We start from the raw sequence: 14,287 nt of genomic DNA, 5'->3' as shown, positions 1-14,287 counted from the left end.
CCTTTGGTCCGTAGACATTATGCGGTATTAGCAGTCGTTTCCAACTGTTGTCCCCCACCTCAAGGCATGTTCCCAAGCATTACTCACCCGTCCGCCGCTCGTCAGCAAAGTAGCAAGCTACTTTCTGTTACCGCTCGACTTGCATGTGTTAGGCCTGCCGCCAGCGTTCAATCTGAGCCATGATCAAACTCTTCAATTAAAAAGTTTTATGTCTTTCGACAGCTCAATGAATTCTGAATTTATTTAATATCTTTCGATATTGAATTGACTGTGCTGAATAACTACCTAAGTAATTATTCTGTTGGTCACTCAGTTTCAATTGAGACTCTAATTTGTTTGCCTCGCTACCGAAGTAGGTTGGCTGTTAGAACTCAATCTGTACGAGTGCCCACACAGATGATTGCTTTATATTGTTAAAGAACGTTTTGAGTCGCTTTAGCGTCTCAAGGGATGCGAATAATACACCCTTTATTTTTTGAGTCAACACTTTGTTTTAAACTTTCTTTTTAGAAGATTCAAAAACCGAAGTTTTATTTAACTCTCTGAGCCGCTGCTGCCTTGCTATGCGATGTCCGCTGCGCGCCGCCATGTCCCGTCTCAGTGGGGTCGCATTATAGGGAGATTCGATTCTTACGCAAGCGTTTTATTAAGTAAAATTAGATTTATTTTATACACAGATGAAGCTCACAACTAGATCACAAGTTACTCACAAAAGCCTGTTGATAACTGTGCTTTTTGCACTTTAAAACTAAACTCTTTTTGTTTGTTGTGGTAAGTTGCCAGCACTTTTTTAACTCATGTATTTAGGTAGTATCCATGACAGACATAATAAATAGTATAAGTGCCCTTTTGTGGGGCCAAGTTCTCGTCTACTTATTAATAGCAGCAGGCCTGTTTTTTACCGTTCGGTTAGGCTTCATTCAAATTGTCCAATTTCCACATATGTTTAAAGTAATGTTTGGTTCGCGTAAATGCGGCGATAATGAGATATCGTCATTCCAAGCTTTTTGTACATCTTTAGCCGCCCGTGTTGGTACAGGTAATATGGCAGGTGTAGCTGTTGCTTTATATTTAGGTGGCCCAGGTGCAATTTTTTGGATGTGGCTTATTGCCTTAATAGGAATGGCAACTAGCTTTGCCGAAAGTACACTGGCACAAGCTTATAAAACAAAAGATGCTGAAGGCAATTTTAGAGGTGGCCCTGCTTATTATATGGAAGTAGGCTTAGGTAAGCGTTGGATGGGCGTTTTATTCTCGTTATGTTTAATTTTAGCTTTTGGCCTAGTATTTAATGCCGTACAGTCAAACTCTATTGCTGCAGCATTTGAAGTAGCGTTTGATGTACCAAAATATATTGTAGGAATAGTACTTGTTGTTGGCTCAGGTATTATTATCTTTGGTGGCTTAAAAACAATCTCTCGATTTGCAGAAATGGTTGTGCCTTTTATGGCATTAGCTTATTTATTAGTTGCGTTGTATGTATGTGCAATGAACTTTACGGCTTTACCTGATGTACTAGTACTTATTATAAAAAGTGCTTTTGGACTTGAACAAGCAGGTGCAGGTGCTATTGGTTATGGTGTAACACAGGCAATGATCCAAGGGATCAAACGTGGATTATTCTCAAACGAAGCCGGTATGGGTAGCGCAGCAAATGCTGCGGCAACTGCAACGCCTTATCCACCTCATCCGGCATCACAAGGCTATGTACAAATGCTGGGTGTATTTATTGATACTATTGTTATTTGTACCGCGACCGCGTCGTTAATTTTACTATCTCAACAATTAGTACCTGAGTCTGGGGTGATGGGTATTGAACTTACGCAAGCAGCTTTACAAGAGCATGTTGGTAGCTGGGGTTCTTACTTTGTTGCTATCGCTATCTTGTTCTTTGCTTTTACTTCTATTGTTGCTAATTATTCATACGCTGAGACTAATTTAATGTTTTTAGAACATAACTCTAATAAAGGCATGTTTATTTTTAGATTGCTTGTATTAGCAATGGTGATGTTTGGCGCTATTGGTGAACTTGGCTTAATTTGGACATTAGCTGATATATCAATGGGGTTAATGGCCATTGTAAACGTAATAGCGCTGTTTATGCTTTCAGGTGTTGTTGTGTGGCTTTCAAAAGACTATAACGAACAACGCAAAAAAGGACTAACTCCTACATTTGATAAGAGTAAGCACCCGAAGCTGAATAAAGAGGTCGACCCTCAGGCCTGGAAATAAAAATCAAATAGCGAGCTACGGCTCGCTTTTTTAGCTCTATAGTTTATTTACATATTTTAAAAAGATTAAGTACTAGCTTTAATAAGAAAAGCTTATATTAATTTTTGAAACTATTTTATATTTAATAACGTATAGGAACATGTAAAAGTTATCTATAAAAAAGGAGATCCAATGGATGACATGACAAAAAAATACAGTATCGATACCACTGATTATCAAGTTGGGCAAGATAATGTACAAAAATGGGGGTTTGATATCCACAACCCTGTATTTGGAATAAGCGCATTTCTAGTCGTTTTATTTGTAATACTTACCTTAGTTTTTGACCCTACCGTTACCCGTGATGCTCTAACCTCCACTAAAGACGCCATTATTAATCAATTCGATAGTTATTTTATGCTATTAGCCAATGCCTTTGTGATTTTTTGCGTTATTTTAGCATTTTCTCCTTTAGGTAAAATTCGTTTAGGGGGTGCTAAAGCTCGTCCAGAACATGGCTATATGTCGTGGCTTGCTATGCTCTTTGCAGCAGGAATGGGTATTGGCTTACTTTTTTGGGGAGTTGCAGAGCCAACAGCCTATTATACCGGTTGGTATCATATGCCTATGGGGGTAGAGCCAAATTCAGCACAAGCACATTCATTAGCTTTAGGTGCAACTATGTATCACTGGGGTTTACATGGCTGGGCGATTTACGCAGTGGTTGGATTAAGCTTGGCTTTTTTTGCATTTAACAAAGGCTTGCCTTTATCTATACGCTCTGTTTTCTATCCCTTATTTGGCGATCGTGCATGGGGTTGGCTTGGACATATCATAGATATACTTGCGGTACTGTCTACCTTATTTGGGTTAGCTACATCACTAGGACTTGGCGCACAACAAGCGACCAGTGGAATAAATTACCTATTAGGCACTGATTACGGCACTGCTTTTCAAATATCTGTTATTGGATTAGTAACGTGTATTGCTATTTTTTCTGTTATTAGAGGTATTGAGGGCGGCGTAAAAGTATTAAGCAATGTTAATTTAATTTGTGCGTTTATTTTACTGTTAGCTGTTATCGCCCTTACATTTTCTGATTCAATTCCTGCTGTGTGGTTTACCCTTGGAGCTTACGTAGAACACTTTGTACCATTGAGTAATCCTTTTAATAGACCCGATGAAGATTGGATGCATTCTTGGACTGTATTTTATTGGGCCTGGTGGATCTCTTGGTCACCGTTTGTAGGTATGTTTATAGCTCGAGTTTCTAAAGGGCGCACTGTACGAGAATTCTTACTTGTTGTTATAGGCCTACCAACTCTGCTTAGCTTGGTGTGGATGGGTGTATTTGGTAATATGGCAATTACACAAGTTATAGAGAAAGTTGGGCCACTTGGACAAAACGGTTTAACTGATATCTCAGTTACTTTATTTCAAGTATACGAACAGCTTCCGTTTTCTAGCTTTATCTCAATTATTTCTATTGCTTTAGTATTAGTCTTCTTTATTACTTCATCTGATTCAGGTTCGCTTGTAATAGACGGTATAACTGCTGGCGGTAAAATAGATGCACCAGTGCCACAACGTATATTTTGGGCTACTGTTGAAGGTGTGATTGCAGCTGTATTACTTTGGGTTGGAGGCTCGCAAGCATTACAAGCGCTTCAATCAGGAGTGGTGACTACTGCCCTACCATTTTCAATAATACTTATTTTAATGTGTGTTGCGCTTATTCAAGGCTTACTAAGTGAATACCCTACTTACAAAGCTCAAAGTAAATTGCAATAACAGTTCATCTTGTATAAGCGGCCTTCGTGGGTCGCTTATACACCTACTTTAAAATTCATTTTTGACAGCCCGTGTACATCATCATGTTCATTGTTACCAACCCGCTATAATGCTTAATCATTTTGCAGGGCTAAACGTATCGCTATCTGCGTTAAAACACTCCTCATTTACGATTGCATGGGTGCAAAAGGTAGAGCAATGCTGGAATAATTGCCGAAAACAATTAAATAACGAATTTTTTGCCTAGCTACCAACACGTTTTTCTACCCTCAAAATAGATCAATTAATTAAGCGAATTAGTATGAATGTACAATGATGAAACTTTAAATGTTAAAGGTAATTAAGTATAAAAATAAAATTAGAGAATTTGAACGAAGTGTTTTAGGTGTTTTAGGTGTTTTAGGTGTTTTAGGTGTTTTAGGTGTTTTAGGTGTTTTAGGTGTTTTAAATTTAGGAAATCATTAATATGAGGATTTTTGTAAAGATGGTGCCCGAGGCCGGACTTGAACCGGCACGACTTGTTAGTCGAGGGATTTTAAATCCCTTGTGTCTACCAATTCCACCACTCGGGCATCGAGTTTGCTAATTAAAGCGTGTGGAGTAAATTATATGGAGGCGGAACCCGGAGTCGAACCGAGGTAAACGGATTTGCAATCCGGTGCATGGCCACTCTGCCATTCCGCCTAAATGTATCCAAATAATTTGGAGCGGTACACGAGGCTCGAACTCGTGACCTCGACCTTGGCAAGGTCGCGCTCTACCAACTGAGCTAGTACCGCAAAATTCTGTTTTATCAACTTTAAATTATCTTGGTAAAATAATTTAAAGTGGTGCCCGAGGCCGGACTTGAACCGGCACGACTTGTTAGTCGAGGGATTTTAAATCCCTTGTGTCTACCAATTCCACCACTCGGGCATCGAGTTTGCTATTTAAAGCAAGTGGATAAAACTAATATGGAGCGGTACACGAGGCTCGAACTCGTGACCTCGACCTTGGCAAGGTCGCGCTCTACCAACTGAGCTAGTACCGCATCATATTAATTCTAATATTAACTGTTTTATAAATTGCACTTGGTAATGCAATTAAACCACAAAGTGGTGCCCGAGGCCGGACTTGAACCGGCACGACTTGTTAGTCGAGGGATTTTAAATCCCTTGTGTCTACCAATTCCACCACTCGGGCATCGAGTTTGCTAATTAAAGCGTGTGGAGTGTTGAAATGGAGGCGGAACCCGGAGTCGAACCGAGGTAGACGGATTTGCAATCCGGTGCATGGCCACTCTGCCATTCCGCCCCAGTACGGGGTATTAACCTTAATATAAACTTGGAGCGGTACACGAGGCTCGAACTCGTGACCTCGACCTTGGCAAGGTCGCGCTCTACCAACTGAGCTAGTACCGCATTTAATTTATTAGCTTTTGAATTTCAACACGATATTTTGAGTCAACATTCAGGCAACTAATTAATTACCGTTTCGTTTATCTAGGGGGCTATGCCCTCTCAACACGGACGCATTCTACAGAGATTATTAAACGCGTCAATACAAAAAATGCTAGTTTTGAACTGTTTGATTACTTTTTATCTAAAACGGTGCGTTATTAGACATTTAGAGCTAATTTTTAGTCAATTCACCCCATGCTGCACGTAAATATTGCATCATTGAACTTAAGGTTAAAAAGGTTGCTACATAAAGTAATGCAAAACTTAAATAGTTCATCCATGGTGCATATTGCCAAATCAAGCCAATAATGGCTAACATTTGCGCAGCTGTTTTAATTTTACCCATATTTGATACGGCCACATTGCCGCGCTTGCCCTGTTCAGCCATCCACTCACGCAGAGCTGAAATAACAATTTCACGACATATAATAATTAATGCAGGTATTGTCATATACATAGACTGATAATGATCAGATAGCGCAACAAGCGCTGCACATACCATTACTTTATCTGCTACAGGGTCTAAAAAGGCACCAAAAGGCGTTGATTGCTCAAGCTTACGTGCTAAATAGCCATCAAGAATATCGGTAATCGATGCAAGCCAAAATATAAAAGCGGCAGCAAAAAAAGCCCAGCTATAAGGCAAGTAAAATATCACCAAAAAAATGGGGATAAGAAAAAGTCTAAAGGTTGTGAGTGTGTTTGGAATATTCCACATAACTACTTGGATATGTCTTTTTTCTATATTCGCACGAAGGGCTAGCCCTTGTCATGCAAATGGTTAAATATCTTCTCAGCCATGTCAGGGCTGATCCCAGGAACTTTCTTTAACTGTTCTATATTAGCAGCTTTTACTCCCTGCATGCCCCCTAAATATTTTAATAATGTTTGGCGGCGTTTAGAACCTACTCCGTTTATTTCTTCTAATAATGATTGAGTACGCTGTTTTTGGCGCTTATTACGATGTCCTGCAATTGCAAAACGGTGTGATTCATCGCGAATATGTTGAATTAAATGAAGCGCTGGCGCATCCGAATCCATAGGGATTGTTTTACGCCCGCCGTCAATTAATAAGGTTTCCAGACCAGGCTTACGGCTGGTACCTTTAGCAACACCTACTAACAATGGCATTTTAGCATGAGGCCAATTTGCAAAATATTGTTCTGCTCGGCCTAATTGCCCTTTACCACCGTCAATAAAAATGACATCAGGTATTTTTTCTTCGTCTACCACTTTGTTATAACGCTTGTTAAGTGCAAATTCCATCGCCGCATAATCATCGCCCCCAGTAATACCAGTTACGTTGTAGCGTCTGTACTCTTTGGTATTTGGCCCTTGGGAGTCAAAAACCACACAACTTGCAACCGTGTTTTCACCCATAGTATGGCTTATATCAAAACATTCCATTCTAGTGATATCATCAAGACGTAAAGTCGCTTTTAGCTGAGCATAACGTTTATTTATAGAGTCTTGAGTGCTTTGCTTAACAGTAATGCTATTTAATGCATTTTTATTCGCAAGTTGTAAGTACTGCGCCCGCTCTCCGCGAGTCACTACTTTAAGTGTAACTTTGCACTCACTAATTTGAGTTAGGGCTCCACCTAGCACTTCACTTTCTTCAATTTCGAACGGTAAAATAATTTCTTTTGCTATACGCCCTGTTGCTCCGGGTGCTAAGTAGTATTGCCCTAAAAACGAAGTGAGAATTTCTTCTTGGCCAGAGTCTTTTGGTACTTTAGGGAAATAAGTTTTACTGCCGAGCACTTTATGGTCGCGGATCATTAATAAATGAATCCCGTTTAAGCCATTTAAATGAGCAAAACCAACCACATCCATTTCAGCAAAATTGCCCGATATAGACTGCTGCTCCTGCATTTTACGCAATAACATAATTTGATCGCGAACCTTCGCCGCAAGTTCAAAGTTAAGTTGCGCGCTAGCGGTTTCCATTTTTTTTATTAAATCGGCAATAACTTCATGCGACTTACCCGTTAAAAACTTACGCACATAATCTACTTGCTCAGAATACTCATCCTCAGAGACTTTATTAACACATGGTGCAGAGCAGCGCTTTAACTGGTACTGCAAACATGGGCGACTTCTTGCTCGATAATAAGCGTCTTCACATTGGCGAACCGGAAATATTTTTTGCATTAAGCGCAAACTTTCTGATACTGCTCCGGCACTTGGGAAAGGCCCAAAGTATTCGCCTTTTACTTTACGACTTCCACGATGAAAAGCTAAACGTGGGTGTTTATGGCTCGTAAGTAAAATATACGGGTATGACTTATCGTCACGCAATAAGATGTTATAGCGCGGCTGATATTTTTTAATGAGGTTGTTTTCAAGCAGGAGTGCTTCGGTCTCGGTGTTGGTAAGCGTGACTTCAATATCACAAATATTGCTTACTAAAACCCGAGTTTTACTATCGGTTATGTTGCTACGAAAGTAACTCGTTACACGTTTTTTTAAATTTTTAGCTTTACCAACATAAATAACTTGCTGGTCGCTATCAAGCATACGGTAAACACCGGGCTCGCTCGATAGCGATTTTAAAAAATGTACATGATCAAATTCAGACATATATAACTAGTGAGATACGTCTATATCAATCATTTTATGGCGAATCGCTAAATGCGTCAGCTCAACATCACCGCCTACATTTAGTTTTTCAAACATACGGTAACGATAGCTGTTAACCGTTTTAGAGCTTAAATTTAAACGCTCTGCTATATCTTGTGCTTTTTCACCTTTGGTGATCATTAGCATAATTTGCAGTTCACGCTCAGATAAACTCTGAAAAGGGTTTTCATCGGTGCGCCCTGTTACTTGAGCTAGCGCTATTTGCTGTGCAATTTCAGGGGCAATATAACGCTGGCCGGCATGAACTGATCGAATAGCACGTACCATTTCATCAGATCCCGCGCCTTTGGTTAAAAACCCATGTGCACCAATTTGCATAACTTTGCTCGGAAACGGGTCTTCACAATTAACTGTTAGCACAATAATTTTTACGTCTGGGCAGTAACGACAAATTTTCTTAGTCGCTTCAAGTCCACCCATGCCAGGCATATTCATATCCATTAATACTATGTTTGGCGCGTGCTGACGACAAAACTGTACGGCGGCTTCGCCATCTTTAGCCTCGCCAACCACTTTAAAACCACGTACGTCATCTAATATACGTTTTATACCAGTGCGTACCAGCTCATGGTCATCAACTAAAAGTACATTAATCAATGGAACATCCTCACTTACCTAACAACATGCGATTTAATAAAATTAATTCGTTACAGTACCATATATAAAGCGAAACAATAACTAGTATTATTGCCCCGCCTTAATAATTTAAGATGATGCTTTTTCGCTAAAACGGTCAACCCATAGTGCAATAATGCCATCACCGGTAACATTACACGCAGTACCAAAGCTATCTTGTGCTAAATAAAGCGCAATCATTAATGCTACAGCCCCTTCGTTAAAGCCTAGCATGCTTGTTAATAAACCGAGTGCCGACATTACGGCTCCACCTGGAGCACCTGGCGCTGCAATCATTACTACACCTAACATCATAATAAATGGCAGCATTCCCATCAACGAAGGTACTTCCATATTTGGCGATAAAAACATAACAGCCATTGCACACGTTACAATCGTAATAGTTGAGCCAGATAAGTGAATGGTTGCACACAGTGGTACAGTAAAGTTCGCTACATCTTCTTTTATATTGTTTGCTTTACTTGATTGTAATGACACAGGAATAGTCGCTGCACTTGACATTGTACCGAGCGCTGTAAAATAAGCGGGTAGCATATTTTTAACTAGCTCTAGCGGATTACGTTTAAGTAATAAACCCGTAGAAACATATAATACTGTTAGCCATAGCCAATGCATCACTAGCGCTGCAATAAGCACAACACCAAAGGTTTGTAGCGTGTCGACCACGGTGCCTGCCACTGTCATTTCTGCAAACACACCTGCAATGTAAAATGGTAAAGCCGGAATAATAACTTTTGATAATAGGCCATCAATTACATCACGCCCCTGATCAGAAACTTTTTTAAGCGTTTCTAATTGCAGTTGGCTCATACCTATACCAAATACGAACGCAGTGACTAATGCAGTCATTACGCCCATTAGAGGTGGAATTTCTAAATCAATAAAACTGCCTATTTCAGTGGCTACTTCAGCCTCAAATGTAATACCGCCACTTAAAAGTGGAATAACCGCGCTAACCAGTAAAAATGCAAGCGTACCGGCAATAATGGTAGAGCTATAAGCAAAGCCCACTGTTTTACCTAATAAATGGCCTGAGCCTTTTGGTAAGCCCGCAATACCAGACGCAATAAAAAACAAAATAATTAAAGGAATAGTAAAAGATATAAGTTGGCCAATTAATTCTTTAACGGTAAATAAAAGCTCAACACCTGTTAAAGGTACATACAGTCCGATTAAAATACCGGCCACAATACCGGCAATTAATTTTAATATTAAGTTCATTATGATTGCTTAGTTGAATTTAGATACGGTGTTTTTAACATGTTTTAGACTCATTGTGTGATAAAACTATTCAAGTTATATTCATGTGCGCAAATAACAAACAAATCTATATTAATTACAGGTTATTTTGCGTCTTTTTTAACTAAAGAAAACTTCTGCCCTTTAAATTTTAAATTAAGCCCGCACCTTTAATAACTAAAGCAACACGAATGATTGATTTTTATTTCGACTGGTTATAAGCCCAATAGATATATGTTATAGCCAAACTTTACTTTAGTTTTTTTAAACTCACAGTAAAGTGTATTTATATAGTTAGTAGCAAAGGCTATTAACACGTTGATCAGATTGTATCCAAAGGAACATTATGTCTACTATTTTTGAAGATAACTCACTAAGTATTGGTAATACGCCACTGGTAAAACTTAACCGTGTTACGGGTGGGAATGTATACGCTAAAGTTGAATCTCGTAACCCTAGCTTTAGTATTAAATGTCGTATTGGTGCATCAATGATTTGGGAAGCTGAAAAATCAGGTCAGCTTGTTGAAGGCAAAGAACTTATTGAACCGACGTCGGGAAACACAGGTATTGCACTTGCATTTGTTGCTGCTGCACGTGGCTACAAACTGACGCTAACTATGCCAAACACGATGAGTTTAGAACGCCGTAAGCTATTAAAAGCATTAGGTGCAAACTTAGTACTTACCGATGGTGCTAAGGGGATGAACGGCGCAATTGAAAAAGCGAAAGAAATCCAAGCAACAGATCCTGAAAAGTTTATTTTATTACAACAGTTCGAAAATCCAGCTAACCCTAAAATTCACTTTGAAACTACAGGCCCAGAAATTTTTGACGCGCTTGATGGTAAAGTGGACTTTTTTGTAGCCGGTGTTGGTACTGGTGGCACAATTACAGGGGTTAGTCGCTACCTTAAAAACGAAAAAGGTCTAGACGTTAAATCAATAGCTGTTGAGCCAACCAGCTCGCCAGTAATTAGCCAAACACTGGCTGGTGAAGAAATAAAACCAGGCCCTCATAAAATTCAGGGCATTGGTGCTGGCTTCATCCCTGGCAACCTTGATTTAAGCGTTATCGATGGTGCAGAGCAAGTATCTAACGAAGATGCTATTGCAATGGCCCACGAGTTAATGAAAAAAGAAGGCATATTAGTAGGTATTTCATCAGGTGCGGCAGTAATTGCTGCTAAACGTATTGCTGAAAAACCAGAAAACGCTGACAAAAACATTGTGGTAATTCTACCAAGTGCAACTGAGCGTTACTTATCTAGCCCAATGTTTGCTGAAGAATTTAGCGAGCAAGAATTAGTACAATAATTTCTCTCCTTGAGATACTAAAAAGGATGCTTATAGCATCCTTTTTTATTATTTATTATGTAATTTTCTATTAATTACCCGCCACCGCTTTACATCTTCTTTAATTAGCCACACACTTTAAAAAAACTAATTAATAATAATTAACATGAAAAAGATCTCGAGTTTACTAAGTTTAGTTGTGTGCCTATTTATTAGTGCATGTGGGGATGATGCAAAAACACTTGGCGATACCCCTGGCGATACAGCTACCGCTTACTTTGATGCCCTTTATAATCAACAAGACTTACAAAAAGCCAGTACTATGGCAACACCTAACCTTACCCGCATAATGAAGTCTTACGGAACAGCTAAGCAGTTTTCACGTAATTTAGTTAATATGCAGTACGACGAAGTCGTTATTGAAGTTGACATGACCAACATGAGCGTACGTGAGCAATACGGCGATAACGCTAAAATAAACCTGATTTTTACGGGTTATTTTAATGGCGATAAAATTGACGATTTCAGAAGCGTTAAAATGCTCCGAAAAAAGGGTAAGTGGTATATAGATAAAATAGTGGCCGACCCTTACGCTCGGTAACTACTAACAGAAAAGGCCTTACAAGTGTAAGGCCTTTTGCATTTTAACTATAAATTAAAACTTATAAATAATTAAAGCTCATCGGGTTTAAAATTATCAACCGCAATCGCTTGTTTTCTTAGCTTATTTGTATGGTGCATTGCATCTGCATCAGCTTGCTCTATAAAGCCCTGCTCCAACGAGTAACTAATTGCGCCTTCTATATCAAGCGTGGCAGGTACCTTACCTTTTCGTTGCCATTGTTTTAAATCTTTAAACTGCGCTTGCATATCATGCATAGCTAAAAACGCATTCTCCATTACACCGGTACCGGCATTTTCATCCACATAACATAAATGTGTTAAGCGGTTTCTAAATACACCAGGCTGGGTCATGTGCTCGCAAATACTTTGTGCTGTTTCATCACTTGGTTTGTGATAGTGATTACCAAGCGGGAATACTATGCGTTTAAGTAAAAAGTTAACCACAGGATTTGAAAAGTTTTTGAAAAAGCCATCAAACGCTTGGCCAATTTCATACAATGAGTTTTCAATTGCGTATTTAACAAACGGTAAGTCAGCTTGTTGGCGACCTTCGTCTTCAAAGCGCTTTAACACTGTGGAAGCTAAATATAAATGACTTAGTACATCGCCTAAGCGCGCCGAAATCATTTCTTTTCGTTTAAGCTCGCCACCCAGTACTAACATGGCAACATCGGTGGTAAAGGCAAGACCACGGCTCATTCGGCTTAATTGCTTGTAGTAAACAGCGGTAGCACCGCATACAGGCGCTTTGGCAAAACAGCTACGTGTTAAACCATGTACAAATGCCATACCCGCGTTACTTGCAGCAAAAAGTATGTGGTTCATTAATAAACCATCAAATTGATCAAGTGCTGCGTCGTCATCTTCCATTGCCGCCGCTTCCATTTCTTTTAACACAAACGGATGACAGCGCGTAGCGCCTTGGCCAAATATCATTAAATTACGCGTTAAAATATTAGCGCCTTCAACCGTAATTGATACCGGAATACCCATATAGCCATGGGCTAAATAGTTATTAGGCCCCACTTGAATACCTTTGCCTGAATGAATATCCATAGCATCGTTCATCACAGTACGACCCATTTCGGTCATATGATATTTAGCAATAGCCGTAACAACCGACGGGCTTAATTTTAAGTCTATCGCGCCTGCAGTCATCAACCTACACGACTCAAGTGCATACGTTAAACCACCAATACGTGCTAGTGCCTCTTGCACACCTTCGAATTGACCAATAGATACACCAAACTGCTGGCGCACCATTGCATAGGCTGAGGTCATTTTAGACGCTAAATGTCCTGTTGCTGTACTCAGTGCTGGCAGCGAAATACCACGCCCAGCACTTAAACATTCAACGAGCATACGCCAGCCACGCCCTGCCCCTTGCTCACCACCAATAATCCAATCTAGTGGAATAAATACGTCTTTACCGTAAGTCGTCCCGTTCATAAACGCCATATTTAACGGGTAATGACGCTCGCCTGTTTCTACGCCTTCATGGTCGGTAGGAATAAGTGCACAGGTAATACCGAGTTCTTTTTCATCACCAAGTAGTCCATCAGGGTCGTACATTTTAAATGCAAGGCCAAGCACTGTTGCCACTGGCGCAAGCGTAATATAGCGCTTAGACCAATTTAAACGCAGGCCTATAACTTCTTCACCATTATGCAGCCCTTTACATACAACGCCAGAGTCAGGAATGCTGCCCGCATCAGAGCCCGCTTCTGGGCCGGTAAGGGCAAAACACGGTACGTCTTCACCACTTGCAAGCGTTGGTAGCCAACGATCTTGCTGCTCTTTTGTACCATAATGCAGTAATAATTCACCCGGGCCTAAGCTATTAGGTACCATAACCGTTACCGCCGCAGTTAAGCTTTTGGTCGCAATTTTTGACACTATGGTAGAGTTTGCAATAGCTGAGAACTCTCGTCCGCCAAACTTTTCAGGAATGATCAGCGCAAAAAAGCCTTCTGTTTTTAAGTAATCCCATACTTCTTTTGGCAGGTCTTTGTCTTTTTGCACTATTTGGTAATCATCAAGCATCGCTAATAGCGTTTCTACTTGGCTATCCATAAAGGCATTTTCTTTATCACTCAGCTCAGGTTTAGGAAAACGATGTAGTTTTTGCCAGTCAGGGTTACCGCTAAAAAGCTCACCGTCCCACCAAACATCACCCGCTTCCATTGCTTCTCGCTCTGTTTGCGAAAGCGGTGGAAGTACCTTTTTAAACATTTTAAACGTAGGACGACTGATCAGGTTTAGGCGAATATCTTTAACTGCAAAAATAACCACCACCACGACCAGCAATATTATAAATACTGACATGCGCACATTCCTTACACATTGAATGAAAATAGTAACTTAATTATGACCCATCTTAATTTAAATACAATCATTGCACGACGAGCAG

At 39.9% G+C, this 14,287-nt stretch carries 10 protein-coding genes, 8 tRNA genes and 1 rRNA gene (1 of these 19 running past the window's edge); 5 read left to right on the top strand and 14 right to left on the bottom strand.

Annotated elements, in window-relative coordinates:
• Positions 1 to 199: ribosomal RNA gene (locus CWC11_RS02375) — 16S ribosomal RNA — on the bottom strand; it reaches 1,337 nt to the left of the window's first position.
• Between the two features lie 617 nt (positions 200 to 816).
• Between CWC11_RS02375 and CWC11_RS02370 the strand changes: the two genes are divergently transcribed.
• The 3 genes from CWC11_RS02370 (at position 817) to CWC11_RS22765 (ending at position 4,467) form a co-directional block, all read left to right on the top strand.
• The gene (locus CWC11_RS02370) at positions 817 to 2,232 is read left to right on the top strand and encodes an alanine/glycine:cation symporter family protein (protein WP_138681425.1); all 1,416 of its coding nucleotides are present in this window, start codon (positions 817 to 819) and stop codon (positions 2,230 to 2,232) included.
• Positions 2,233 to 2,403: 171 nt separating this feature from the next.
• Positions 2,404 to 4,002 (top strand): BCCT family transporter, encoded by a 1,599-nt coding sequence (locus CWC11_RS02365; protein WP_138681424.1) that lies wholly within the window; start codon positions 2,404 to 2,406, stop codon positions 4,000 to 4,002.
• A gap of 327 nt (positions 4,003 to 4,329) precedes the next feature.
• Positions 4,330 to 4,467 carry a hypothetical protein gene (locus CWC11_RS22765; protein ID WP_171038385.1) on the top strand — a complete coding sequence of 46 codons (138 nt, stop codon included), beginning with the start codon at positions 4,330 to 4,332 and terminating at the stop codon, positions 4,465 to 4,467.
• A 20-nt stretch (positions 4,468 to 4,487) separates the two neighbouring features.
• On the opposite strand, the gene CWC11_RS02360 is transcribed toward CWC11_RS22765, so the two are convergent.
• The 12 genes from CWC11_RS02360 to CWC11_RS02305 form a co-directional block, all read right to left on the bottom strand.
• A tRNA-Leu gene (locus tag CWC11_RS02360) sits at positions 4,488 to 4,574 on the bottom strand.
• Positions 4,575 to 4,612: 38 nt separating this feature from the next.
• Positions 4,613 to 4,686 (bottom strand) — tRNA-Cys (locus CWC11_RS02355).
• 19 nt (positions 4,687 to 4,705) lie between these two features.
• A tRNA-Gly gene (locus CWC11_RS02350) sits at positions 4,706 to 4,781 on the bottom strand.
• Between the two features lie 49 nt (positions 4,782 to 4,830).
• Positions 4,831 to 4,917: transfer RNA gene (locus CWC11_RS02345), tRNA-Leu, on the bottom strand.
• 39 nt (positions 4,918 to 4,956) lie between these two features.
• Positions 4,957 to 5,032 (bottom strand) — tRNA-Gly (locus CWC11_RS02340).
• Positions 5,033 to 5,097: 65 nt separating this feature from the next.
• Positions 5,098 to 5,184 (bottom strand) — tRNA-Leu (locus CWC11_RS02335).
• A gap of 37 nt (positions 5,185 to 5,221) precedes the next feature.
• Positions 5,222 to 5,295 (bottom strand) — tRNA-Cys (locus tag CWC11_RS02330).
• 31 nt (positions 5,296 to 5,326) lie between these two features.
• Positions 5,327 to 5,402 (bottom strand) — tRNA-Gly (locus tag CWC11_RS02325).
• A 211-nt stretch (positions 5,403 to 5,613) separates the two neighbouring features.
• Positions 5,614 to 6,159, bottom strand: coding sequence for a CDP-diacylglycerol--glycerol-3-phosphate 3-phosphatidyltransferase (gene pgsA, locus CWC11_RS02320; RefSeq protein ID WP_058548269.1), 546 nt, complete (start codon positions 6,157 to 6,159; stop codon positions 5,614 to 5,616).
• Between the two features lie 41 nt (positions 6,160 to 6,200).
• Complete coding sequence (uvrC, locus tag CWC11_RS02315) at positions 6,201 to 8,024, bottom strand: excinuclease ABC subunit UvrC (RefSeq protein ID WP_138681423.1); 1,824 nt, start codon at positions 8,022 to 8,024, stop codon at positions 6,201 to 6,203.
• Between the two features lie 6 nt (positions 8,025 to 8,030).
• A complete protein-coding gene (uvrY, locus tag CWC11_RS02310) occupies positions 8,031 to 8,681 on the bottom strand; it encodes a UvrY/SirA/GacA family response regulator transcription factor (protein ID WP_004589511.1) in 651 nt (216 codons plus the stop codon).
• Positions 8,682 to 8,789: 108 nt separating this feature from the next.
• Positions 8,790 to 9,941 carry a dicarboxylate/amino acid:cation symporter gene (locus tag CWC11_RS02305; protein ID WP_138681422.1) on the bottom strand — a complete coding sequence of 384 codons (1,152 nt, stop codon included), beginning with the start codon at positions 9,939 to 9,941 and terminating at the stop codon, positions 8,790 to 8,792.
• A 364-nt stretch (positions 9,942 to 10,305) separates the two neighbouring features.
• On the opposite strand from CWC11_RS02305, the gene cysK reads away from it, so the two are divergent.
• Together cysK and CWC11_RS02295 are read left to right on the top strand one after the other, a co-directional pair.
• Positions 10,306 to 11,274: a cysteine synthase A gene (cysK, locus tag CWC11_RS02300; RefSeq protein WP_058548272.1), complete on the top strand. Its 969-nt coding sequence runs from the start codon at positions 10,306 to 10,308 to the stop codon at positions 11,272 to 11,274.
• 145 nt (positions 11,275 to 11,419) lie between these two features.
• Positions 11,420 to 11,854, top strand: coding sequence for a hypothetical protein (locus CWC11_RS02295; RefSeq protein ID WP_058548273.1), 435 nt, complete (start codon positions 11,420 to 11,422; stop codon positions 11,852 to 11,854).
• Positions 11,855 to 11,925: 71 nt separating this feature from the next.
• Here CWC11_RS02295 and CWC11_RS02290 read toward each other — a convergent pair whose 3' ends face one another.
• Positions 11,926 to 14,202, bottom strand: a complete 2,277-nt coding sequence (locus tag CWC11_RS02290) for an acyl-CoA dehydrogenase (protein WP_138681421.1) — start codon at positions 14,200 to 14,202, stop codon at positions 11,926 to 11,928.
• Between the last annotated feature and the right edge of the window lie 85 nt (positions 14,203 to 14,287).

The organism is Pseudoalteromonas sp. S3178 (assembly GCF_005886985.1).
GTDB lineage: Bacteria > Pseudomonadota > Gammaproteobacteria > Enterobacterales > Alteromonadaceae > Pseudoalteromonas > Pseudoalteromonas carrageenovora.
Note: the sequence above shows the minus strand (reverse complement) of the source record. Positions and strands in the feature narration are given on the sequence as shown.